Source organism: Rufibacter hautae, from assembly GCF_008271695.1.
GTDB lineage: Bacteria > Bacteroidota > Bacteroidia > Cytophagales > Hymenobacteraceae > Nibribacter > Nibribacter hautae.
In genome coordinates this window covers 1210461-1236808 of sequence record NZ_VKKY01000001.1, presented here as the reverse complement: position 1 = coordinate 1236808, position 26348 = coordinate 1210461, and the positions used below count along the sequence as shown (strand labels likewise).

13 protein-coding genes are annotated in these 26348 nt (G+C 49.6%); 8 read left to right on the top strand and 5 right to left on the bottom strand.

Features of this window, described 5'->3' with window-relative positions:
- Positions 1-687 precede the first annotated feature (687 nt).
- The 3 genes from FOA19_RS04630 (at position 688) to FOA19_RS04620 (ending at position 9119) form a co-directional block, all read left to right on the top strand.
- Positions 688-4032 carry a YDG domain-containing protein gene (locus FOA19_RS04630; RefSeq protein ID WP_149089599.1) on the top strand — a complete coding sequence of 1115 codons (3345 nt, stop codon included), beginning with the start codon at positions 688-690 and terminating at the stop codon, positions 4030-4032.
- A 688-nt stretch (positions 4033-4720) separates the two neighbouring features.
- Positions 4721-7156 (top strand): YDG domain-containing protein, encoded by a 2436-nt coding sequence (locus FOA19_RS04625; protein ID WP_149089598.1) that lies wholly within the window; start codon positions 4721-4723, stop codon positions 7154-7156.
- A gap of 430 nt (positions 7157-7586) precedes the next feature.
- Complete coding sequence (locus FOA19_RS04620; RefSeq protein WP_149089597.1) at positions 7587-9119, top strand: SulP family inorganic anion transporter; 1533 nt, start codon at positions 7587-7589, stop codon at positions 9117-9119.
- 431 nt (positions 9120-9550) lie between these two features.
- On the opposite strand, the gene FOA19_RS04615 is transcribed toward FOA19_RS04620, so the two are convergent.
- From FOA19_RS04615 to FOA19_RS04595, 5 genes are all read right to left on the bottom strand, one after another.
- Positions 9551-10918 (bottom strand): MBL fold metallo-hydrolase RNA specificity domain-containing protein, encoded by a 1368-nt coding sequence (locus FOA19_RS04615; RefSeq protein ID WP_149089596.1) that lies wholly within the window; start codon positions 10916-10918, stop codon positions 9551-9553.
- Positions 10919-11337: 419 nt separating this feature from the next.
- Positions 11338-12360, bottom strand: coding sequence for a UDP-glucose--hexose-1-phosphate uridylyltransferase (locus tag FOA19_RS04610; protein ID WP_149089595.1), 1023 nt, complete (start codon positions 12358-12360; stop codon positions 11338-11340).
- Between the two features lie 83 nt (positions 12361-12443).
- Positions 12444-13616, bottom strand: coding sequence for a galactokinase (locus tag FOA19_RS04605; protein WP_149089594.1), 1173 nt, complete (start codon positions 13614-13616; stop codon positions 12444-12446).
- 90 nt (positions 13617-13706) lie between these two features.
- On the bottom strand, positions 13707-15344 hold the full coding sequence (locus FOA19_RS04600) for a sodium/sugar symporter (RefSeq protein ID WP_149089593.1): 1638 nt from the start codon (positions 15342-15344) through the stop codon (positions 13707-13709).
- 103 nt (positions 15345-15447) lie between these two features.
- Positions 15448-16491, bottom strand: coding sequence for a LacI family DNA-binding transcriptional regulator (locus FOA19_RS04595; RefSeq protein WP_149089592.1), 1044 nt, complete (start codon positions 16489-16491; stop codon positions 15448-15450).
- Positions 16492-16835: 344 nt separating this feature from the next.
- On the opposite strand from FOA19_RS04595, the gene FOA19_RS04590 reads away from it, so the two are divergent.
- The 5 genes from FOA19_RS04590 (at position 16836) to FOA19_RS04570 (ending at position 26288) form a co-directional block, all read left to right on the top strand.
- Positions 16836-19955: a SusC/RagA family TonB-linked outer membrane protein gene (locus FOA19_RS04590; protein ID WP_223808735.1), complete on the top strand. Its 3120-nt coding sequence runs from the start codon at positions 16836-16838 to the stop codon at positions 19953-19955.
- A 26-nt stretch (positions 19956-19981) separates the two neighbouring features.
- Positions 19982-21514, top strand: a complete 1533-nt coding sequence (locus FOA19_RS04585; protein ID WP_149089591.1) for a RagB/SusD family nutrient uptake outer membrane protein — start codon at positions 19982-19984, stop codon at positions 21512-21514.
- A gap of 78 nt (positions 21515-21592) precedes the next feature.
- Entirely contained in the window at positions 21593-23407 is a 1815-nt protein-coding gene (locus FOA19_RS04580) for a T9SS type A sorting domain-containing protein (RefSeq protein ID WP_149089590.1), read from the top strand.
- A 518-nt stretch (positions 23408-23925) separates the two neighbouring features.
- Entirely contained in the window at positions 23926-25152 is a 1227-nt protein-coding gene (locus FOA19_RS04575; protein ID WP_149089589.1) for a sialidase family protein, read from the top strand.
- 65 nt (positions 25153-25217) lie between these two features.
- Positions 25218-26288 (top strand): glycoside hydrolase family 43 protein, encoded by a 1071-nt coding sequence (locus tag FOA19_RS04570; RefSeq protein WP_149089588.1) that lies wholly within the window; start codon positions 25218-25220, stop codon positions 26286-26288.
- Positions 26289-26348 lie beyond the last annotated feature (60 nt).

Genomic DNA, 26348 nt, shown 5'->3' with positions numbered 1-26348 from the left:
GTTGTAGGTGCTTGCCAAAGTAGTTAACTCAAAATTACAGCCTACTTAGGATGCCCTGCTCTGTCTCTCGTCTAACCTTACCAAGATTGTGGCTAACCTCTTGTTTATAAGTAGTGTGTTGTTGTTTAATAGCGTTTTTAGAGAAGCTAAGAATGTAATTTTAAACAATAGGAAAGTGCTTATAGTATTTTGAATTTTAATATAAGGATTAACGAGTAAAGGCAAGAATAATCCAGAAATGGCTGATAAGTAGTTGATTTTATTATGCATGCATAATAAAATATATAAATAATCTTACAATTATATGCTGACCAATCTATGGTTTTACTCATAATTTCTAAAAAGGTTATATAAATAATTTAATTTAAATTATTGTATATGTTAGAAAAAAAGAGGGAGACTAGAAGCAATTCCATTATGTGTACTTACATAGGTTTTAATGGTAAGAAGTATAAATATTTTTTGTCAATATTGGCTTTGTAATTATATCAGCTAGACATGAATATAAATAAATAAAAGCCTGCTAATACAATTTTTAAACATTTGAAAGGGTATTTATACGGTATTATAAAAATTGTCATACTTATAAATGTGATGAATTGATAGATAGTATTGCCAAATTTGTAGCACTTGTTAAAAGAAGTAACTAAGTAATACAATAATCAATCAATATCTAGTAACCCTTTTATGAAAAAATTGTACTCGTTTGGTAAGGTTGCTCTAACAAATATGCTCCAGCAGTCCTTACATAGGAAGCAGTTGATAGGAGCAAAAACATTTGAGACTTCTGGTGGAGGTTTTCATTTCTGTCAACCCTCCTTGTTGCCTAAAATTTGTTTTGTGGTGCTCCTACTTGCAGGAATGTCCTTTGGGCAATCCTCTAAGGTAGCGGCCCAGACGCTTGTTGCAAATGATAAGGATAACTACTGCCCCACTGAAAGCATTACCGTTACCGTAACTACTGACAAGAATGGTAATGCTGTGTTTACATTAGGAGTTTATGACGGAAACTCAGCAACAGCAACTCTACTGCAACCGCTCGGGCAAATACAAATGAACGGAAGAATTGGGGATAGAGCTAGCACGACGGTTACATTAGATAGTAGATCTGTTGGGGTTGGAAGATATATTGGTTCAATTGCCAACCAAGGAAATCAAATAGATAGATTCTCTACTATTCCTTTTTCAGTAGGTATGGCTAGTTCCCCTACCATAACAACTGTAGACAGTAAGCCTTTAAGCATTACTTATGGAGAAGTTAATCCCACTTTTTCTGTTACGCCACCAACTGGAATGTCAGTGAGATGGTACAATGTTTCCACAGGTGGCACTGCGTTGGCTTCTACTTCAACATACACGCCTACTGTAGTGGCAGTAGGATCTTATACGTATTATGCGGAGTTTGTAAGTGGCTCTAACTGTCCTAGTTATACGCGTACTCCAGTAACGCTTACAATTAATAGAAAAGCACTCTCCATTTCGGGTCTTGCAGCAGTAAGTAGAGAGTATAACGGAACTACTACGGCTACCTTAACGGGGACCCCGTCATTAGTAGGTAGAGTTGGAAATGATGATGTAACATTAGTTTCTACAACAGTAAGTGCTGCTTTTGTAAACAAAAACATTGGTGTAAACAAGCCTGTCACAGTAACTGGATATTCTCTTGGAGGGACAGCTGCAGTAAACTACACTCTTACTCAGTTATCAACTCTAACGGCAACTATCTCTGCTAAGACACTTACTATTGCAACTCCCGTTGCAAATGGAAAAGTGTATGATGGAACTACTGCTGCTACCATTGCAGGTACATTGACTGGTGTTATTTCACCAGACGTAGTTACTTGGAGCAATGTAGGTACTTTTGCTACGGCAAATGCTGGGAACGGAATTGTAGTGACTTCTACAGGAGGCCTGTCTGGCGCCGATATGGCAAACTATACCTTAACCATCCCTAATGGGTTAACTGCCAATATTTCTAGAAGATCACTTGTTGTAACCGCGGTTGGCCAGAATAAAGTATATGATGGTACTACAAGTGCCACCGTTACTCTTTCTTCTGATAAATTAGGAGCAGATGATGTGGTGCCTGCTTATACGTCTGCAGTATTCGTGGATAAAAATGTAGGAGCAAGATCAATCAATGTAAGTGGAATCTCAATTAGCGGTACAAGTATTAACAACTACACGCTGTCTAATACTGCTGCAACTACTTCAGCGAACATCACCCAGAAAGTGCTAGTTGTTTCAGCTACAGGGCAGAATAAAGTATACGACGGTAATACGGCTGCAGTAGTTACTTTGTCAAGTGACAAGCTTGCTGCTGATAACGTAGTGCCTGCTTATAGTTCTGCCGTTTTTGCTTTGAAAAATGTAGGAACTAGATCTATCGCTGTAAGCGGAATTTCAATAAGTGGTACTGATGCAGGTAATTATAGCTTTAACACTACGGCAACTGCTTCAGCGAGCATTACCCAAAGAGCACTTGTTATTTCTGCAACTGGTCAAAACAAAGTCTATGATGGGACCACCGCTGCTACAGTTACTTTATCCTCTAATAAGGTGAGCACAGATGACGTGGCCTCAGTTTATACAACTGCAACATTTGTTGAGAAAAATATAGGGACTAGAGCAATCAATGTAACTGGTATCTCAATAACAGGTGCGGATATAGCGAACTATACTTATAACACTACTGCAACTGCTTCGGCTAACATCACCCAAAGAGCGCTTGTTGTTTCGGCAACTGGTCAGGATAAAGTCTATGATGGAACCACTGCTGCCACAGTTCTATTGAATACAAATAAACTTACCAATGATATTGTAAACCCAGCATATGCAACTGCTACTTTTGGAACAAAGAACGTAGCAGCTAATAAAACAGTATCTGTAAGCGGTATAACCCTTAGTGGAGCAGATGCTCTTAATTATTCTTTCAATACTACTGCAACAGTATTCGCTAACATTACTCAGCGAACCTTGAACGTAACTGCAACTAGCCAAGACAAGATTTACGATGGAAATGCTAACGCGCCTGTTACCTTAACTACAAATAAGATATCTGGTGATGTAGTGACTGCGTTGTATGGTTCTGCTACTTTTGCTGATAAAAATGTAGGGACCAACAAACTTGTAACAGTAGAGGATGTAAGACTGGAGGGAACTGATGCAGTAAATTATATCCTCTCAAATATAATTGCTTCTCCATCTGCTGCTATTGCGCCATTAGAAATTACCGGTACTTTCACAGCAAGTAATAAAGAGTGGGATGGTAACACCAACGCAACAGTAACTTCTCGTAAATTGGTTGGTGCAATTAACGGGGATGTTGTTAGCTTAACTGGTGGTTTAGCAAAGTTTGAATCTTCGCAAGTGGGTACCTGGCCTGTAACCTTATCTGGTTATGGCATGTCTGGTAGCGATGCAGGAAACTATAGCTTGGCATCGGTAGCTCCTACCTCCGCCACAATTACTGAGCAGATTCTGCCTGTCTCATTAATTTCATTTGAAGGAAAGCAAAAAGCTTCGTCAATAGAATTGTCATGGTCAACTGCCGCTGAGAAAGACAATGATTATTTCCAGATTGAGCGTAGCCTGGACGGTAAAACTTTCACCAGTGTAGGGAGGGTAAAAGGAAATGGAAATAGCAATGTATTGCGGAATTACAACTTCTCAGATGTTTCTGCTTCTACTGGTGTGAATTACTACCGCCTCAAGCAGGCTGACTTTGACGGCAAGTTTGAGTACTCAAAGGTGATTGCAGTGAAGGCGGATTCTAAAGCAGGTGCTCAGCTTTCATTAGAAGTTTATCCTAATCCAACTGCAGGCAAGATTTATGTTACCTCTTCTCAAGTGAGTGGTGCCGCAACCGTTACTGTGTTCTATAGCAACGGCAAAGTAGTGCTGCAGCAAAATGTTCAAGTAGAAGTGGGGCAGTCTTTAGCTCTTGATTTTGCGAGCTATTCACCAGGTGTGTATTACCTGCAAGTGCAGACTGCTTCAGGAAAAGTAACTTCCCGTGTAGTAAAGCAATAATCAATCTTTTAAATTATAAAGCAACTAAGGCCATCTCATTGAGGTGGCCTTAGTTGCTTTATACGCATGTGCTTGTGAGCAGGGAGCCAAAGATTTATCTGCCTACTCTATTTAAAATAACCTTGGAGGGGGAGATTGGAAGCTAGATTAGTATTGTATTTTGAGCCTATTAACTATTCTTTATGATACTTGAGTTAGTATTCTTTGCAAGGACAAGTTGATTGTGATGGTTAACAACCTATCAAACCAAAGTTATGTGCTTCTTGAGTTAAGGCGAGAATAAATTTATATCCTTAACCATCATTCTAGTTTTTAAACTTATTCTCTAGGTCTTGACGCTTGTTTAAAGCTTATTAGTATTTAAAAATTTCAAGAAATTTGCATTCGCAGTTAGATTATTTCAATAAAATTTAATAAAACAATATTTATAAGTTGTATAATATTATTTATTTATTTGGTGATTTATAGGATTTTATTATTGACAATACTACATTGTTGTATATAAAATAAGATTATTGTAATTTTAACTTGTACTAATCATAAAAAATAATATATCTATTTTTTTAATTTATATAATTTTTAAAATGAAGAGATAAAACAGTCCGATTGGATTGGGTGAATTATTTTTTCCATACTTGTGTATTGAATACAGAAAAAAATAGAAAAAGTTTCAATCAAAAGATTAAATATGGAGGAAAGTATGATGCAGTTGTACTCTATTGTTAGAAAAATTTTACCAGATCAGTTTATTGACGATCTTGATAAATTGAGGTTGTATAGAATAAATTCACCAAATTTTCTAAAACCTAAAAATAGAAAGCCTACTTTCTTGTACAAGCCATTTCAGGTTTTGTTCTTATGTATTATTTCGCTACTTGCAACAATCTCAATCTCATATGCTCAGAGTATAACGGTCAACAGCGTTACACCAAATCCAGTTTGTGCAGGTTCCAGTGTGACGATTACGTTTACAACTACTAATGGGAATGGTAACGGGAATGCTTTCAAATATAATACATCAACCACTTTTAAAGCATATCTAGGTCTTAATGGAGGGCCATATACTGAAATTTACTCCTTCCAAAAGCTAACTACAGTCTTCGGAACCGGAAGTGGTGGTCCATCAAGTGTGACTAGTGGAATCACCCAAACGATTCCTCTTCCGGTAAATAGTGCCACAGGTACTTATAGAATTTACTTAGGATCAACTCTGCCAAATCATACTGGAGCACCAGCGAACGGTGTTGCATTCACGATCAATGCAGTTGTAAATGCTGCACCTGTCGTAGCGAGTGGGGAAACAACCAAAACGGTTGTCTATGGAAGTTCTAACCCTAGCTTCACAGCAACTGTTCCTGCCGGGCAAACAGTCAATTGGTACAGCGCTCCAACGGGTGGAGAGCTGCTAGCAACGAATTCGCTTTCTTATACTCCAAAAGAAACTTCTGCTGGTAATTATAAATATTATGCTGAATCCCGCAATGGCTCTGGTTGTCCAAGTGCTACAAGAACAGAGGTAAACCTCACTATTGCTCAGAAAGCGCTTACCCTTACAAATCCGGCAGCAAGCAGCAAGGTTTATGATAAGACAAATGCCGCCACCATAACTGGAACCTTGACAGGTATAGTAGGCAGTGACCAAGTTTCCTATGATGGTATTGGTGTGTTTTCAAGTGTTAAAGTTGGAGAGAATATTTCAGTTACTTCCATCAGCACATTAAAAGGGGCAGCTTCTAGTAACTACATTCTTACTCAACCTTCTGGTCTTTTTGCAAATATCACCCAAAGAAATCTTACCGTTACCACAATTGGGCAAAACAAAATCTATGATGGTACAACTTTGGCAACGGTATCATTTAAAACAGACTCCATTAGTGGGGATGTTGTTGGCGCTGCCTATGCCTCAGCCAACTTTGTTGATAAAAATGTAGGGTCTCGGGAAATCAACGTAAGCGGCATTTCTATTACAGGAGCAGATGCAGGTAATTACAAGCTTGTTAATACAACAGCAGTAACAGCGGCTAACATTTTACTCAGACCGGTGGAGGTTTCAAGCGTTTCCATTGAAAATAGAACTTATGATGGCACTACTAATGCAAAATTACTAGGCAATCCTACCTTAGTTGGAGTTGTTTCCAATAACGGAGTAGAAGAAAAAGTTACGGTAAATAATTCTTTTGCGGATGCCACCTTTGAGGACAAAAATGTTGGCAATAATAAGTTAGCATTAGTGACTGGATTTACCATTGAGGGAGCAGATGCAGCCAATTATAGAATTGTTCAACCTATTGGATTGAGGGCTACTATTACTCCTAAGAATATTACGGGTGCATTCACAGCAGCGAATAAGGTGAAGGATGGGACCACTACAGCCACAATCGTAGAGCGTACCTTAGTTGGCCATGTTGTAACAGACGATGTAGCGCTTGTTGGAGGTGCCGCAAATTTTGCCAATTCAGAGCCAGGTACTTGGCTTGTTACCCTTTCGGGGGCCACGCTACTAGGAGCAGATGATTTTAATTATAATTTGACGGGAGTAGCTACAACAACCGCTACTATTGAACCAGGTCCATTACCTGTTACTTTGATATCCTTCGAGGGAAAACAAACAAAGAACTCTTCTATCTATTTGTCTTGGACAACCGCCACTGAAAAAGACAACGACTACTTCCAGGTAGAGCGCAGCCAAGATGGAAAGACTTTTGGAAGTATCGGCAAAGTAGGGGGTAATGGTACTACCAATGAGTCGCAGAAATATTCTTTTATTGATGCTGCTGCGCCGACAGGTACTGTCTACTACCGCCTGAAACAAGTTGACTTAGACGGTAAGTTTGAATACTCCAAAGTAATTACGGTGAAGGCTGATGGCAAAGCTTCTGCCCAAGCTTCCTTAGGAGCGTACCCTAACCCAACTCCAGGCAAGGTGTATGTGTCCTCCACAGAAGGAAGCGGGCCAGCTACGGTGACCCTGTTCCATAGCAGCGGACGGGCTGTTTCTCAACGGCAGGTGCAGCTAGAAACTGGCAGGCCCATCGCTGATCTAACAGACCAAGTACCTGGTATCTACTACTTGCAGGTGCAGACCAATACAGGTAAATCTACCATCCGGGTAGTGAAGCAATAAGTAGTTCATGTCAAGTTCAAAAAAGGCCACCTCCATTAAGGTGGCCTTTTTTGTTTATACCGGTCAGCTGAACTCATAATCCTTATAATATAGAGGCTGGAAGATTGCGCAACAGTCAAAAAGTGTTTACCTATTTTTGGGGTATATTCTTAAAACTAAGCCAAAAGCTCTTCTGATATTGCTTCAATATGCCTGTTATTCAAGATCACATCTACGGGGAAGGTGAGGCCCGGGAAATAGTAGTACTTTTGCACTGTGATAGTGCAGGTCCTTTTTAGTGCTCCTTCCTGTGGTTTTAGGGAAAGAAAGCTTTTCCTACTAGCGCAGTAAGCTAGTCTAGTCATTATCCTGAGTCTATCACAAATCAAGTTTATAGCAAGGTGCAAGCAAGCTTAGTCATGCACCAGTTTCCCCCATTCAGAGTTCCAGAATGAAGCTTTACTTACGCTTATTTGATTTCAGCCAGAAAGTAGATTACAGAAAAGAAATATTAGCCGGGCTTACGGTGGCCATGACCATGATTCCAGAGTCGCTTTCCTTTGCGATTCTGGCGGGCTTTCCGCCGTTGGTGGGTTTGTACGCAGCCTTTATCATGGGCTTGGTGACGGCGGTGTTGGGTGGCCGGCCAGGGCTGATCTCGGGTGGAGCAGGAGCTACGGCCGTGGTGCTTATCGCCTTGATGCAGTCGCACGGGCTGGAGTATGTGTTTGCGGCGGTGGCCTTGGCCGGAGTTCTGCAGATGCTGGTGGGCGTGTTTAAACTGGGGAAGTTCATCCGGTTGGTGCCGCAGCCGGTGATGTACGGCTTTGTGAATGGCTTGGCGGTCATCATTTTCATGTCGCAGGTGGCGCAGTTCAAGACGGTAGTGAACGGGAAAGAAGCCTGGCTTTCAGGAGATGCAATGCTCATTATGGCCGGACTGGTGGCGTTGACCATTGCCATCATTCTCCTGCTGCCCAGGATAACCAAAGCAGTGCCGCCGTCATTAGTGGCCATCTTGGTGGTCTTTGGGGTGGTGATGGGCTTGGGCATTGAAACCCGGTTGGTCAAGGATATCGCTTCGGTGAGCGGGAGTTTGCCACCGTTCCATGTTCCGCAGATTCCGCTTTCCTTGGAAACCCTGCAGATTATTTTCCCTTACGCCCTCATCATGGCGGGCGTGGGGCTTACCGAGAGTCTGTTGACCTTGAACCTGGTGGACGAGATCACGGGTAGCCGTGGAAACGGGAACCGCGAGTGCATGGCGCAAGGAAGTGCGAATCTCCTGAACGGGTTTTTCTTCGGGATGGGTGGATGTGCTATGATTGCGCAGACGTTGGTGAACCTGTCGGCGGGAGCCAAGGCGCGGCTCGCGGGGATCGTCGCGGCGCTTACCATTCTGGTCATTATCTTGGTGGGGGCTCCGTTTATTGAGCGGGTGCCCATGGCGGCGTTGGTAGGCGTGATGGTGATGGTGTCCGTCGGGACCTTTGAGTGGGTCAGTTTCCGGATCATCAACAAAATGCCGCGGGCCGATGTATTCGTAGGCATCTTGGTGGCGGGCATCACCATTTGGCTGCACAACCTGGCGCTGGCCGTACTTATTGGCGTCATCATCTCGGCGTTGGTATTTGCCTGGGAGAGCGCCAAGCGCATCCGGGCCAGAAAGTACGTGGACGAGAACGGTGCGAAACACTATGAGCTATACGGTCCGCTGTTCTTCGGTTCCGTGACGGCTTTCACCGAGAAGTTTGACGTGGCCCATGATCCCGAAGAAGTAATCATCGATTTTAAAGACAGCCGAGTGGCGGATATGTCGGGCATTGAGGCCTTAAACAAACTCACCGAGCGCTACCAAAAAGCCGGCAAGAAACTGCACCTACGCCATCTCAGTCCCGATTGCCGCCAACTGCTCCAGAAAGCAGGTGCCGTGATAGACGTGAATATCTTGGAAGATCCGCATTACGGCATCGTCACAGATTGAGTGCCTCTCGTTTTAGGTCTTTTTTAGGTAAAACAAGCTTGAAACGCGCCGCCTATGAGAAGGAGAATTCCGCTGGCGCGAGCTTGAAGCTCGTGTCTGCAGGCGTTGCAAGTATCCAGCTTCACTCTATTCTGTCATCCTGAAAGGATCTTGTGGGCTAACTGTAGCGCCGTTTCTTCAAAGTTTCTCAAGTTCACTCACAAGATCTTTGCAAGATGACAAGAGAGGGGGAGTTTCTTTGAAATGAACCAGATTACCTGGACTTTGAAATGCAGGGAAAAAAAGCTTTCTGAAGTACGTACGGACACGAGCTGCAAGCTCACGCCTGCGAGTTGAAGCGTAGGCGCGTACCATAGCACAAAAGCGTTATGGGGCTGTTTTAAGCAAAACAGCCCCGAAACGCTTTTCTTGGTGATTGCAAATATGAGGAACTACACCACGTAAGACAACCGGAACTCCGGGATTTCGATGTTCTGGTAGCCCAGTTCTGATAGATCGTCTTTCAGTTGGGTCATCACCGATTTCTCGCCGTGCACCAGGAAGATGCACTGGATTTTCTCCTTATCCTGGCAGTGGAGGAACTTGGCGATGTCTCCGTAATCGGCGTGGGCGCTGTATTCTTTCATGATCATCATCTCGGCTTTTACCTCCACCTCATCGCCCATGATGTAGACTTTCTCGGCGCCGTTCATCAGTTTGCCGCCTAATGTAGAAGGCTCGCAATAACCGGTGATGAGCACGGCACTGTTAGGGTCAGAGAGGTTGGTTTTGAGGTGGTGCTGAATGCGGCCGGCCTCCATCATGCCCGAGGAGGAGATGATCACGCAGGGCTCGTCAATCTTGTTCAGTTCCTTAGAGTCGCCTACCTCGGTGATATAGGTGAGCTGCGGAAACCCGAACGGATCTGGGTCCTCTTTGAGGTATTCCTGCATGGTGTCGCGGAAGTACTGTGGGTTGTCGCGCATGATATCGGTGGCGTACACCGAGAGCGGACTGTCCACAAACACTTTCACCTCGGGCAGTCGGCCCTCCTCGGCCAGGTAGTTCAGAGAGTAAATGAGTTCCTGCGTACGCCCGATGCTGAACGCCGGAATCAGGAGTTTGCCCTGGCGCTCCACGCAGACTTCCTGCACAATCTTCTGCAGGCGCTCCTCGGTGTTCTCCAGGCTGTCATGCACGCGGTTGCCGTAGGTAGACTCACAGATGATGATCTCGGCCTGGGGGAACGCCTGTGGTGGATTCAGAATCCGGTTGGCAAACCGCCCGATGTCGCCGCTGAAGCAGAGGGTGCGTTCCTTCCCGTCGTCCTGCAGCCGGAGGTTGATGGCAGCGCTTCCCAGTACGTGGCCAGTATCGGTGAAGAGCAACTCAATGTCCTCGTCAATCTGGTAAGGTTCATCATACGGCACGGTCACGAACTGCTGTAGGGCCTGCTCGGCGTCTTCCTCGGTGTAAAGCGGCGGCGTGCTGCCGTTCCCGTTGCTGCCCTGGATACGGGCGCTGTCCATGAGCAGAAGCTTGCAGAGTTCCAGGGTAGGCGGCGTAGCGTAAATAGGGCCGGTATAGCCTTCGCGCACGAGCAGCGGAATCAATCCGGAGTGGTCAATGTGGGCGTGCGAGAGGATGAGGCAGGTGAGGTTCTCGGGCTCGAAGTCAAAGGAGCGGTTCCGTTCTTCGGTTTTGTCGCCCATGCCCTGGGTCAGGCCACAGTCCAGCAGAATGCGTTTGCCGTTTTCTAAAGTAACCAGGTGTTTGCTGCCGGTCACGGTCTGGGCCGCGCCGTAAAAAGATATCGTCATAGAAAAGTAAGTCTGAATAGGTGGGGATTGTACGGGCCGCAGCCTTTTCAGATGCAGAAAATGCTGTTTTAAACTTTATTTCTGGAAAACAGGGCGAAAAGGAATGCACGCACTTTCCTTTTTTGTCATCTTGGAAAGATCTTGTGAGGCTTTGTGGTAAGGGCTACTGCCGTTCGTTCACAAGGTCCTTTCAGGATGACAAAGAGAGGAGGATTCGGAAAGCTATTCACAAAAGCGTGCGGACACGGGCTGCAAGCTCGCGCCAGCGAGAGGAAGGTAGGGACAATCCCTTGTGGTTGCCCTTTTCTGATTTGAAATAAAAAGCAGAAGCACCTGAACAGCTATCATCCAGGTGCTTCTGCTAAAATGGAAAGAGATTTTGTTTTAGGGTTGGTTTTCAGGAACCGGGCCTGAAACACCTATAACAACCCTCTGAGTCTTTCGGCGGCGCTCTCGGGAGTGATGTCGCGCTGCGGATCGGCCATGAGCTCGTAGCCCACCATGAACTTCTTCACCGTGGCCGAACGCAAGAGCGGCGGGTAGAAGTGCATGTGCAGGTGCCAGCCGGGGTAGTTCCTGCCGTCGGTGGGCGCCTGGTGGATGCCTGCCGAGTACGGGAAGGAGGTCTGGAACAGCCTGTCATAGACGCTGGACAGTCTTTTCATGATGTCGGCGTAGCCGGATTTCTCTTCTTCCGAGATCTCTCCCAGGTGCCCGAAGTGGCGACGCGGGATGACGATGGTCTCGAAGGGCCACACGGCCCAGAACGGCACCAGTGCCACGAAGTGCTCGTTTTCCACCACAATGCGGGTTTTCTCCTCCAGCTCTTGGGCCAGGTAGTCGGACAGCAGGCTGCGGCCGTTCTCAGCGAAATAGGCCTCCTGCTGTTCGGTCTCTTTGGCAGGCTCGCCGGGCACTGAGCTCTGGGCCCAGATCTGCCCGTGCGGGTGCGGGTTGCTGCTGCCCATCACGCTTCCTTTGTTTTCGAAGATCTGCACGTAGCTGATCTCCTCCAGTGCGCCGAGCTCCTGGTACTGCTCCTGCCACAAATCCACCACTTTCTTAATCTCGGCGGTCTCCATGTCAGACAGGGTGAGGTCATGGCGGGGCGAGAAGCAGATTACCTTGCAGATGCCGCGTTCGCTCTCCGCGCGCAGCATGCCATCGGTGAAGGAGCCCGAGGGGCTCTCGGCCTGCAGGGCGGCGAAGTCGTTGGTGAACACGAAGGTAGAGGGATAATTAGGGTTCGTCTCGCCGTTGGCGCGCACGTTGCCCGGGCACAGGTAGCAGGAAGGGTCGTACTGCGGACGGGTGTCCTTCTCGGTGGTCTCCTGCTGTCCCTGCCAGGGGCGCTTGGAGCGGTGCGGCGACACCAGCACCCACTCGCCCAGTAAGGGGTTGAAGCGCCGGTGCGAGTGCTCCGTGATATCAAATGAGTTCATAGTTTCAGGTAGTAAGTGGGTAATTGGGAGGGCAGTTGTTTTCTGCCTTCGGTACTGAGCGGGACCTTTTTTGGTTCTGGTGTTTAGCGGCTGGTTTTGGAGAAATCAACCGGAACCAGGCTGCTGCCGTCCACAATCTCGGCCACGTAGGTTTTAAGCGTGATGTTGTACTGCTGTTGGTAGGCCTCAGACATCTGGCGGGTGAACTCATCCAGTTGGTCCAGCTTCACCAGGTTGATGGTGCAGCCCCCGAAACCACCGCCCATCATGCGGGCACCCAGCACGGCATCAGAGTGTTTGGCTTTGTCGGCCAGGAAGTCCAGCTCGGGGCAGCTTACCTCGTAGTCGTGCTGCAGGCCTTGGTGCGAGGCGAACATCTTCTGCCCAAACGCTACCAAATCGCCGCGTTCCAGGTCAAGGCAGGCATCCTCCACGCGCAGGTTTTCCTGCACCACGTACCGGCAGCGTTTGTAAACTACCGGGTCAAACTCGTCTTGGTGGCGCTCCAGCATCTGCTCGGTCACGTCGCGCAAGCTATGTACCTGTGGGTATAATTTCTGGAGCAAGGCCACGCCGGTCTCGCACTCCTGCCGGCGGGTGTTGTACTCAGAAGAAGCCAACGAGTGCTTCACCTGCGTGTCGCAGAGCACAATGCGGTAATCGTCGATGTTGAACGGGTAATACTGGTACTCCAGGGAACGGCAGTCCAGCTTCACTACGTGGTTGTGCTTGCCAAACATGCTGGCGAACTGGTCCATGATGCCGCACATCACCAGCGCGTACTCGTGCTCGGCCTTCTGGGCCATCTTCACCATGTCAAAGCGCTCTATGCCGTAGGCGTACAGGTAGTTCAGGGCATAGGCTAGGCCGCATTCCACCGCCGCGGAGGAGGAAAGCCCCGCCCCGATGGGAATGTTGCCCCCGAACACCAGGTCAAACCCTTTTACCTCGTAGTTGGCTTTCTGCAGCTGTGCCACCACCCCAAGCAGGTAGTTGGCCCAACCAATATCTGTGCGCTGCACGTTGTTCAAGTCAAACTCGGCGCTCTCTTCCAGGTCAAAGGCGTAGGCCCGCATGGTTTGGGTGCCGTTTGGCGCGATGGCGAAGTAGATCTCCTTGTTTATGGCGGCAGGCAGCACAAAGCCTTCGTTATAATCTGTGTGCTCCCCAATGAGGTTCACCCGACCAGGGGAACGTGCCACCACCGGCTCTGTTTTGTATAGCTCCTTGAATTTAACAACAATGTCTTCAACCATAATATCTGTATTAAGCCTAAAGGCATAGCACTTTGAAATGCTATGCCTTTAGAGGTAAACGTAATTAAGATGCTTTTGATTAAGTATCTCTTACCAGAAAGAGATGTAAAGGGCTGCCAAAATACCGCAGATCAGGACAGATAATACGGCAAAGGTGGTAGTAGTCTTGAACATAGAACCGTCAATCTCCAATCCTTTGGGATTATTTTTGCTCCTAGGGTCAAGTAACGTAATAATAATCATCAGAACCATACACACCACGAACACAATACCCATCCGGTCCAGGAACGGAATTTCAGGAAACTGGAACTTAAGGAAAGTAGAAAGTGGAATGGTTAATACTGCCGCGGTTAAGGCCGCCGCAGACGTGGTGCGCTTCCAGAAGAAGCCAAGGAAGAAGATGGCAAATACACCCGGAGAGATAAAGCCGGTGTACTCTTGGATGTACTGGAACGCTTGGTCCAGTTTACGCAATTGCGGTACTACCAAGATGGCAATAACGAAGGAAGCAACTACCGTTAATTTACCGAAATTTACCAATTTGGCTTCAGAAGCGTTTTTGTTAAAGAATTTGCGGTAGATGTCTAGGGTGAAGATAGTAGAGATACTGTTTGCTTTACCAGCCAAAGAAGCTACAATAGCAGCGGTAAGGGCCGCGAAAGACAAACCTTTCAAACCGGTAGGCAGTAAGTTCAGCAATACTGGGTACGCGTGGTCTGGAATGATATTGCCAGCCTGGTTTGCCATTTCTCTCTGGAACAAACCGTTCTTGTGCAGTACATACGCGGCAATACCCGGCAATACCACAATGATAGGCATCATCAGTTTCAGGAAAGCAGCAAAAATAAGACCGCTACGGGCAGTTTTCAGGTCAGCACCCAGCGCACGCTGCGTGATGTACTGGTTACAACCCCAGTAGTTCAGGTTCACAATCCACATACCGCCAATCAAGACAGAAAGACCGGGTAAGTCCATATAGGCATCACGGGTTCCGCCTTCGCCGTTCGGGATCATGATCTCGTTCTCAGAAAGAATCATGCTGAAGTGGTCGCCGGCTTGCTGGCGCAGGTGCACCAACCCATCCCAGGCACCAGAACCGCCTAATTGTTCAGACACCAAGTCCAAGGCAAGGTAGGTAGTAGCCAAACCGCCCAGCACCAGTACAAATACCTGAATAACGTCTGTGTAGCCAATCACTTTCATGCCACCCAAGGTGATGAAAATAGCGAAGATGGCACAGCCGTACATGGCGTAATCAAAGTCAATGCCTGTAACGGTTTCAATAGCCAGAGCCCCCAGGTAAAGAATAGAGGAAAGGTTTACAAACACGTACACCAACAGCCAGAAAACCGCCATAATGGTACTCACCCCGTCGTTGTACCGCTGGGATAAGAACTGGGGCATGGTGTAAATCTTGTTTTTCAGATAAATGGGGATAAAGAATACCGCCACAATGATCAGGGTAAGAGCGGCCATCCACTCATAAGTAGAGATGGCTAGACCCATGGCGAAACCCGAGCCCGACATCCCGATAAACTGCTCCGCAGAGATGTTGGAGGCGATAAGGGAGGATCCAATGGCCCACCAGGTCAGCGACCCCTCGGCCAGGAAGTAGTCCTTGGAGTCCATTTTTTCGTCTTTTTTCTGCCGGTAAATCCAGTAGCCGTACCCCGAGACGATAAAGAAGTAGGTTAGGAAGACAATGTAGTCAATGGTTTGTAAGCCCATAAAGAGGAGAGTGAGTCAGTTATTTGTTAGTTGAAAATGATAGATCGTTTGGTGAAGTTATCTTTTTAATGATTATCTCATATAATCTCAATATAAGAATTTTCTATTCTTCGCGCCGGCGGCTGATCTTTTTGCGCAGAGAAGACTGGCGCACAACCAATACCGGGTCCAGGATGATTTTCTGCGGAAGGTCTACCAGGGTGGGTTCCTCTTGCCGTAGGTTCATGAAAATGTTGGCTGCTTCCTGGCCCATTAAGGCGGTTTGCTGGTCAACGGTGGTTAGGCCTGGGGTGATGTAAGCGCTGAAAGCCTCGTTCGCGAAACCTACCAGGCCAATCTGGCCGGGCTTGTTCCAGGGGGTTTCTTTGATGGCCTGCAGGGCACCCAATGCCGTGAAATCCTCTACCGCAAAAATGGCGTCGGGTCTTTTGGGCAGGTTCAGCAAAGCCTCCGTGCAGGTGCGGCCCGAGTCTATGGAGACTTTTCCGTAAGTGATCAGGTCGCCGTCTACTTTGTAGTTATAGGCTTTGAGCGCGTCTACGTATCCGCGCAGGCGCTCATGGAAAATCTGGATGTGCTGCGGGCCCGAGATGTGGGCAATGCGTTGGTAGCCCTGCCGGATGAGGTGCTCGGTGGCCATGTAGGCGCCCTTGTAATCATCTATGACCACGGCCGGTACGTCCAGTTCATCTATGGCCCGGTCAAACAAGATAAGCGGGATCTTGCGGTTTTTCACCTCCTGAAAATGGTCGTAGCGGGTGGTCTCTTTGGCAATGGAAGCAATGATGCCGTCTACGTTTGACTGCAGCAGCGTCTGAATTCCCTGCGCCTCGTCTTCATAACTTTCATTTGTCTGGAACAGCAGGACGCTGTATCCCTGGCTTTTGGCCACCTTCTCAATGCCATGGATGACAGACCCGAAGAAGCTGATCTCGGCGCTGGGAATGATCACCCCAATCACGTAGGTCTTGCCCGAGCGAAGAGAGGACGCAGCCCGGTTTTGCCTGTAATTGAGTTTTTGGGCCGCTTTTCTTACAACTTCTTTGGTGGCAGAACTAATGGAAGGATGGTTGTTCAGGGCACGTGAAACCGTAGCCGCTGTCGTGTTCAGTTCCTTCGCAATATCATGGATGGTGGTTCTGCTCATGCTACGTAATCGATTACGTAAATATATCGCAAATTTTATGAATTTCGCAAATAGCCTGTTTTTGACTTAAATTTCAAACAATCTTAATAAAGTGTCATTTAAACACCTGTATTTTGGGTTTATTTAGTAAAAAATAAGCCAGAAATGATAATTATTAAAAGAAATGCCAAGAGTTGGAGGGGTGATGTTAGGAAATTAAATTGCCAATTTGTAAATATGCAACGTAATCGATTACGCTATTTTGCGAAATTGTCAATTTGATGCCCGCTCACCTGTTTGTTTAAGAATCTGATAGGTCTTAAAATCTGAAGTAGTCCGCTTTAACAACTTTTAATGCTCATTACATGAAAAAAAAGTTACACAATGAAATGTCGCTGGACAATGCACGCCACCATCTGGGAAGGTGTAAAATAGGCCACTGGCTCTTTATGTTGATGGTTTGCCTACTGGTTAACTCCCTGGCCTATGAAGCGCAGGCCCAGGGTAGAACGGTTTCAGGGAAAGTGGTTAGTGCCCAGGGCGAAGGGTTGGCCGGGGTAACGGTTCTGGTGAAAGGAACCAGCAATGGAGCCTCTACAGACGCCAGCGGTAATTTCTCCCTCTCCCTGGCCAGCGGCCAGGAGAACGGTACGCTGGTAGTGTCCTATATTGGTTTCACTTCGCAGGAAGTGCCTATTGCAGGACAGTCTTCTATTAATATCACCCTTCAGCCAGACGAGCAAACCCTTAATGAGGTGGTGGTGATTGGGTACCAGACCGTAAGAAAAAGTGACCTGACCGGCGCGGTTTCCGTGGTGAGCCCAGAGGCTGCCAGCAGGGTAAGCGCCAACTCGGTGGCAGAGTCTATCCAAGGGTTAACACCCGGGGTAACGGTAAGAACCGAAGGCGTGCCAGGATCCAATGCCAGAATCGAGATCAGGGGTACTGCCAGCTTCCTGAACACCGACCCGCTCTATGTGATTGACGGGATGATCGCCGACGCGAACACCACCATCAACAACAATGACATTGCCTCTATCCAGGTGCTGAAAGATGCTTCTGCGGCAGCCATTTACGGTGCCCGCGCCGCCAACGGCGTGGTGATTATCACCACCAAGCAAGGAAAAGAAGGACCGGCCAAGGTTAGCTTCTCCGCCAAATACGGCGTGCAGCAGATCCCTAAACGCTGGGATGTGATGAATGCGAGTGAATTTGCCGCTATGCAGCGCATGCAGTACCAGAACTCAAACAAAGCCCCGCTGCCAAGCGTAGCCGAAGGCACTTTCAACCCTGCCATCAACACAGACTGGCAGGATGAAAGCCTTCAGAACGGAAGCCTGCAAGATTACAACGTGTCTTTGTCTGGCGGTACAGCTACAAGCAATTACCTTATCTCTGCCAGCTACTTCAAAAACGAAGGATTTGTGAAAGCGACTTCCTTTGACAGAGGTAGCTTGCGGGTGAACACCAGCAGCCAGAAAGGGCGGGTGACGTTTGGCGAGAACATGGTCCTGACCAACTCCATCGCCAGATCTCCGGGTGAAGGCAACCCCATCTATGACATGGCCATCATGCTGCCGGTTATCCCAGTGCAGGATCCTTCTTATGTTACTCCGTCTAACCCAGATGGCTACGGCATTGGCTCTACTAGCGCCGTGACCTATGCTTATAACCCGGTAGCGGTAAGAAATTACCGCAATTACAGAACCGAGTTCGCCAAGTTGGTAGGGAACGCCTATGTAGATGTGAAGCTGGTAGAATGGCTCAGCTATAAATTCAACGTGGGGTTAGAGGTGAGCTTTGACCACTTGCAGCGGATCAGAAAAACAGGGGTGTACCAGTTCAACGCTACTTCCTATCCAAGTGAGATTAACGAAGACAGGTCAAGATACCTCAGCACACTGTTTGAGCACACCTTGAACTTCAACAGAACCTTTGGGGACCATTCCATCAATGGGGTAGTGGGGATAAGCCAGCAGCAGGCCGAGAGAGAGTTTACCTCTGGTGGAAGAACCAACCTGCTCTATGCCAACGGCCAGTATTATCCCACTGTTGGGGCTGCCACCGGAACAGCTTCTGCCGGCGGTGGATTAGGTGATGACTACAAAATCTTCGGGTACCTGGGCCGGGTGAACTACACGTTCAAAGACAGATACCTGCTTACCTTCACCGGTAGGGTAGATGAGGACTCCCGTTTCGGGGCGAACTACAGAAGAGGTTTCTTCCCGTCCGTAGCCGCCAGCTGGAGAATAAGCGAAGAGAACTTCTTCAACGCTCCTTGGGTGTCTGACCTGAAACTGAACGCGTCTTACGGTAAACTGGGGATTGTGGTGCCTAACTTGGGTTCCTGGCCTTACACCGCTTACATCAACAGCAGCCCAAGAGCCATCTTTGGGACAGACCAGACGCCTTACATAGGGGCTTACGCCGCCCGTTTGGCCAACCCAGACCTGCACTGGGAAGAAAGGGTGCAGCAGAACCTTGGGATTGACGCCAGCTTCCTCAATAACAGAGTCTCTTTAGAGTTCAACGTCTATAACTCGCTGTCAAAAGACGCTATCCTGGACCTAGACGTGCCGGGCTACCTGGGTAACCTGCAAGGCAACCCGTTCATCAACACCGCCTCTATCAGAAACAAAGGGTTTGAGATTGCCGCCACTTACAGAAGCAGCACCACCAGTGACTTCAGATGGGATGTTTCTGCCAACGCCACTACCATCAAGAACAAGGTAGAGGAAGTAGGCCAGGGGGTATCTTTCATCCAGACCGGTAACGCCCGCTCAGCGGTAGGCCGTCCGGTAGGGGAGTGGTACGTGATCAGAACCGCCGGGATTTTCCAAAACCAAGACGAAATCAACAACCACGTAAGTGCCGAAGGAACCGTGATCCAGCCGAATGCAAGACCAGGTGACATCCGGTTCATTGATAAAAACGGTGATGGGCAGATTAACAACGAAGACCGGGATTTTGCGGGTTCTCCCTGGCCTTCTCTGCAGGCCGGTGGTCAGTTCAACGCTTCTTACAAGCAGTTCAGCCTGAATGTACAGTTGGTAGGAGTGTTTGACTACACCATCTACAATGACGTGAGAAGAGCGCTGGACATCTACCAGAACACCAACTTCCGCTCAGACCTGAGCCCATGGTCACCAACCAACACCAATACCAGTGACCCAAGAATCGGTTTGGAGACAGATGACCAGGGCATCATCTCCAACAACCGGGCAGAAAGCGACCGCTGGTTGGAAGAAGCATCCTACGTGCGTTTCAGAAATGTTGAGCTGGGTTATGAGTTGCCGGCAAGTCTGCTCACCAGAGCCAGAATCTCAAACGCCCGCCTTTTTGTAAGCGGTCAGAACCTGTTTACCATCACCAACTATTCAGGGCTGGATCCTGACGTGACGGGTGGTATCCGGGAGAGAGGATTAGACAATGGACACTGGCCATCCCCAAGGGTGATCTCTGTAGGTATTCAGGCCGGTTTTTAAGTAAGTGCAGTTAAATAGAAAGGCATATGAAAAAGTTTCTAACATATTCATTGATGGCAGCTGGCTTGGCCATGTTCAGTTGCGACAGGGACCTAGATGTAGAGAACCCGAACCAATTGGCCGTGGAAGCTTACTGGAAGACCCCCAACGATGCATTGCTGGGCGTGAACGCCACCTACAGCACCATGCACCGGGCTATCTCCCGTTTCCTGCCCTGGTTCTACATTGGCAGGTCAGATGAAGGCAGAAGTTTGAGTCCGGCCTCGCATCTGGTGAATAACTTTGACCAGTTTCTGGTAACCGATTACAACCTGGGCGATACCTACGGGCCGCTGTGGCGGGACAACTACATTGGCGTGAACCGGGCAAACCAGGTGATCAACAATGTACCCGGTATCGAGATGGACGAGTCACTGAAGCAGCGTTACATTGGCGAGGCCAAATTCCTGAGAGGCATGTTCTACTTCCACCTGGCCACCATCTACGGCAACGTTCCCTTGATCACCAAGGTGTCTGTGGTAGGAGACCTACCGCCTACCTCTACGCAGGCAGAAGTATTTGCCCAGATTGAGCGCGACCTGAACGAGGCCGCCGCGGTACTGCCCGCCACGTACGGCTCCGCCGATCTGGGCCGGGCCACCAAGGGAGCCGCCTACGCTTTACTGGCTAAAGTGTACATGCAGCAGCGTAAGTACACAGAAGCCGTGGCTCCGTTGAAATGGTTGGTAGAGGATGAAGGCAGAAACATTTATGACCTCATGCCTAACTACCGTGACAACTTCCTGGTGACTTCTGAGAACAACAAAGAGTCTGTGTTTGAGTGGCAGTTTGCGTTGAACCCCGCCGAGAACCACGACGATGACACAGACCCACGGGCAGACAACCTCAACTATGGCCAGTCTTTGCCTAAGTTCATGTCTCCTCCCGGGGTGGGTTGGTCAGATGTGGAAGCCCGCAGATGGGTAGTGGACGAGTTTAATGAAAGAACCACCACCGGCGCCCGTGATCCGCGCCTTGCGGCCTCGTTCCTCTTTGACTACACAGACGAAAGAGGGCCGGCCTTTTCCATGATCTACGGCGAGTCTTTTGCCCAGCGGTACGGTGCCAACAATGACCGGGTATGGTTCCGCAAGTTCCTCAACGACAACTGGAAAAACACCGAGGAGTACAACTCGCCTAACAACTGGCGCTACATCCGCTACGCAGATGTGTTGCTCATGTATGCAGAGGTGCTGAACGAGACCGGCAACACGGCCAAGGCTTATCAGTACGTTGACCGGGTGCGCCAGAGAGCGGGTTTGGCAAGACTCTCAGACGTGAAGCCTAACCTCACCAAAGAGCAGTTCCTAGAGCAGATCAAGCATGAGCGACTCCTTGAGTTGGCCGGAGAAGGGCAGCGGTGGCATGACCTGGTAAGATGGGGTGACATCACCTCGGCTACCACCAAGCAGAGAGACCCGGCCTTCAACTCCTTCACACCCGGACAGGATGAGTTCCTGCCTATTCCGCAGCTGGAGCTTGACCTTAACCCTAACCTGAATCAGAACCCCGGTTATTGATTTTTAAGGAATGCCGTGGAGCTGCCCAAGCTCCACGGCCTTTTTTTACCCGTTTTCTGAAACCATCAACCAAACCATATGAGAAAATATCTACCGTTTTTGCTTTGTCTGGGATTGTTAAGTCAGCAGGAGGAAGCTACCGCCCAGAACTTTACCATGAAAAACCTCAACTTCCCAGTGCAGCACGGTGACGTTTCGGCCATTGACATTGACCGCGACGGAGACATGGACCTGCTCATCATGGGAGAGATCTCCGGCTCCGAGCGCTTTGTGCAACTGTTCACTAATGACGGCGCCGGGAACTTCACCAAGACCGCTTCTCCTTTCCTGGCGGGTGCGTTTGCTTCCATTGACTGGGGCGATGTGGATAATGACGGCAGGCTGGACATGCTGCAGTCGGGCTTTGGGACCACGGGTCCGTTTACGGCCTTGTTCAAGTCCAACGCCACCGGCGTGTTCACGCAGGTAGCCAACTCCGGCATTCAGCAGGTAAACCCAGGTACTGGCTTTGCTGATCTGAACAACGATGGGTATACAGACATCTACGCTTTCGGGAACGCGAACAACACGGCCAATGACGCTTCCCGGGCCAAGATTTACTTCAACAACAAAGCCGGCGGGTTCACCGAGTCGGCGCAATTCAACGATTACAAGTTCGTTGACCCTGAGATTTCGGCAGTGGACTTTGACAAAGACGGTGACCTGGATCTGTTTGTGAATGGCTTTGAAATAGTGAGCGAGAGCCGTTTCTCCAAAATGTTCGTGAACACCAACGGCACCTTTATGGTGCGCGATCTGGGTCTCATCCAGAAAGGATTCGGGGGTGCCGTTTGGGGCGACTATGATGCCGACGGTGACCTGGACCTGCTCCTGAACGGAGACGGCGGCGCCAACGGGGAACCCTCCAGTGACATCTACCGCCTCTACAAAAACACCGCCGGTGCCTTCACTGAGGCCACTACTTTCTCTACCTACCGCCAGATTGCGGTGGGTGACGGCGGCCGCTTCGCTGATTGGGACAATGACGGGGACCTGGATGTGATTGTCACCGGTTGGGATGACACCGCCAAAAGACAGGCCACCGCTATTTTCCTGAACAACGCGGGCGCTTTCACGGCCATGGCCAACAATGACAAACTGCCGGGCGTCTCAGAAAGCTCCATTGAAGTGGCCGACATTGACGGCGACAGCGACCTAGACCTGATGCTGACTGGTTTCTCAGGCAACAACTTCAACGGTGCCAACAGCGCCTACAATGACAAGGTATCGGTGATTGTGGTGAACCCCACCACTATGGTGAACACCGCGCCCACTATGCCGGCCACGCTACAGGCCACCATGGGAACCGGCGGAGGCGTTACCCTAAGCTGGAGCGCCGCCACCGATGCCACCACATCCGCCAATTCCCTTTCCTATAACATCTTCCTGCAAGATGCCACCGGCAAAATGTACATCCACCCCATGGCAGACACCACCACCGGTAAACTGATGGTGCAGAAAATGGGGAACGTGCAACTAAGCACCTCCTGGATCATCAAAGACCTGCCGCAGGGCAGATACCGCTACGGGGTACAGGCCATTGACAACAGCTTCATGGGTTCGCCTTTCATGAAAACCAGCTTCACCATCACCAACGGCGTGCTCACCGGCATCGCTGACCAGAAACTGGACCTGAACATGGAGGTGTACCCTAACCCGGCCCCGGGCAGAATCAACGTGAAACTGGAGAAAGGCAAAAAGTACGAGCTCAAAGTGTCTACCCTGGATGGCCGTACCGTGAAAACCCTGAGCGCCATGAACAGTGTGCAATTGACCTTGGCCCCGGGCATCTACATTCTGCAGGTGAACGACAACAAAGGCGGCGTAGAGAACCGCAAGATTGTAGTCCAGTAAAACGGCAACCAACCTGAATTTCGCTGAATGGTTTTGGGGCTGTTTTCTGCAAAACAGCCCCAAAATACTCTCCCGCAGGTTGAAGGGAAGCTTGGGGTAAATGGTGACTCCACAGACGGGTAGCCGTTTACCACAGGGTTTTCCGAAGCGGGCGTTCTAGGGCTGTTTCGCAGAAAATAGGCTTGAAACAGGCTTTCGGCTTTTTAGGCCGGTACTGCGGCGGGGCTTTGGCCTTACTTCTCAAGTGAAAGCGCCATAGGCCTGTATTGTTGCATGAGACTTTGTGTGTTTGTATCCACTAGATAATTGTCTGTATGAGACGCAGGGTTGAAAAACCGAAAAAGAGAAAGCAGGTCCTAACGTTGCTGGTCCTGCTGATTATTTTGTTTCTGGAATCCATGGTGTAGCGGCCGGGTTTCTGAGCCGATGATAGGGAATAGGATGGTAGAGACAAGAGGAAAGGCGAATCAAACTTACCAGGTGTGGCCAACTGCCTGAAGTTGGTGCCTAATATAGGAATGATGGAGTTACTTAGAATAAAGGTCTGGTGCCTGTTGCTGGGGGTGCTGTTCACCTTTTCCTGCAAAAGCGGGGAAGATGACCCCAACCCCGGGCCGGGTCCGGGTCCTACTCCCGGAGTACACGCCGATGATTTCCCGGCGGTAGACAACAGCACTGCGTCCTTAAACATCACTTGGAGCACCACGGCCACGAAGCTGTCGCATGACGTGTACTTTGCCGAGTACGGCCGCGTGCGCCGGGTAAAAGGAGACACGCTGCTGCTGACTTACCATTACGGCACGCCCGGAAACGAGTGGGACAACATCGCCATCAGGCGGAGTATTGACAACGGCACCACCTGGTCTGCCCCCGAAACCCTCATGCCCGACAACAACCCCAGCTACTACGGTTTCTCCAACCCAGACGTGCTGGTGCTCAAGGACGGCCGCGTGATGCTGGCCTACACCGGCCGCGGGAACCCAGATGACAACGCCCACGCCAACATCCAGATCAGGATCAGCAATGACCGGGGCTGGACCTTCGGGCCGCCCGTGGTAGTGGCTTCCGGCCGGTCCTGGGAACCGTCTATGGTGCAGTTGCCCGATGGCGAGATTGAGATCTTCTACTCCAGCGAGGCCCGTTGGTGGGCCGGGCCGGGCTCTACCGCGCAGGAGCAGGAGATCCTGATGGTGCGGTCCACCGACAATGGCGCCTCTTGGAAGATGCCCAAACAGGTGGCCTACACCCCCGGTATGCGCGACGGCATGCCGGTTCCGGTGGTGTTGAACAACGGCAAAGGCATTGTCTTCCCCATTGAATCTGTGAAGAACTCCAAATCGCCCTGGATGGTGTGGTCCTCGCTGGACGCGCGCTTCAACTACCAGGGGCCAAGCACCACGGCCAATAGCCGGCGCTGGTTGGCTACCTCGCAGAATATCTGGGGTGGGGCCCCGTACCTCATCCAGTTGCCGTCTGGCGAAACCGTGCTCTCCTGCCAGGATGCCGGGGGCCGCTCCGTAGGCGCCGACTGGAAAAAGAATACCATGCTGGTGCTGGTGGGCAATAGCTCGGCCATGAATTTCAGTAACATCACCTACCCGTGGCCTAACCTGCCCACCAACGAGGGAGCGTATTACTCGTCTATGTTCCTGAAAGACGCCAATACTATCTGGCTCATCACCACCCGGAATTTCAGCGATGGGCACAGTGAGGTCTACCTCAAAGAAGGGCGCATCACGCCGTGAGGCGCTAGTCAGCCAAGGGGGTCGAGGAGAGTTTAAATAATTGTTTACCGAGTTAAATACTGATTATGCGTAATTACAAACGGCTGTTGTATGGTGTTTCCCTTTTTCTGGCGCTTGGCGCAGGCTGCAAGAAGGAAGCGGATGATGTCCAGCAAAAACCAAATCCACCTGGCCCCGTCACAGCCAACACCTTTACCAATCCTTTGCTGCCCAGCGGACCAGATCCGTGGGTGTACCAGCAGAACGATACCTATTATTACACGCATACCCTGGGCAACCGCATCGGGCTGATCAAGACCAAGGCCATCTCGCAGTTGGGCAAGGAGGCCTTTACCACCGTGTGGGCGCCTTCGGTGGGGGAGCCTTACTCCCAAAACATCTGGGCCCCCGAGATCCACCAGCTGAACGGCAAATGGTACATCTATTTCGCCGCCGATAACGGCAACGATGTAAACCACCGCATGTACGTGCTGGAGAACGCCTCCGCAGACCCTACCACCGGCACCTGGACCATGAAAGGCAAACTGACGCCTACTACAGACCGGTGGGCCATTGACGGGTCGGTGTTTGAGCACGGCGGGCAGCTGTACTTCATCTGGTCGGGTTGGGTGGGCACCAATGACCCGGGCATCCAGCAGATTTACATTGCTAAGATGACCAACCCCTGGACCATTGAGGGCGACCGAGTCATGATCTCCCGGCCTACCTTCAACTGGGAGATGAACGGCCTGGTGAACGAGGGGCCCGAGGTGATCAAGAATGCCGCCGGGAAAGTCTTCATGGTGTACTCGGCCAGCGGCTGCTGGACCGATAGCTACTCCCTGGGCCGCCTCACCCTGCGCGACAACGGCAATCCCATGAACCCCGATGACTGGATCAAGTCACCAGCGCCGGTGTTTGCCACCAAGGCTGAGAACAACGCCTTCGGGCCGGGGCACAACGGGTTCTTCAAATCGCCGGACGGCACCGAGGACTGGATCATTTACCACGCCAACTCCTTCGCGGGGCAGGGTTGCGGCAACGCCCGGAGCCCCCGCATTCAGAAATTCACCTGGAACGCAGACGGCACGCCCAACTTCGGGGAGCCGGTAAAAATCAACACGCCGCTTCTTAGGCCATCTGGCGAGGTGAAGTAACTTTTGCCTGGAAATAGGCGGTGCCGAAGTAGAATATTTTGCCTGGGTTTAGGGCTTGTT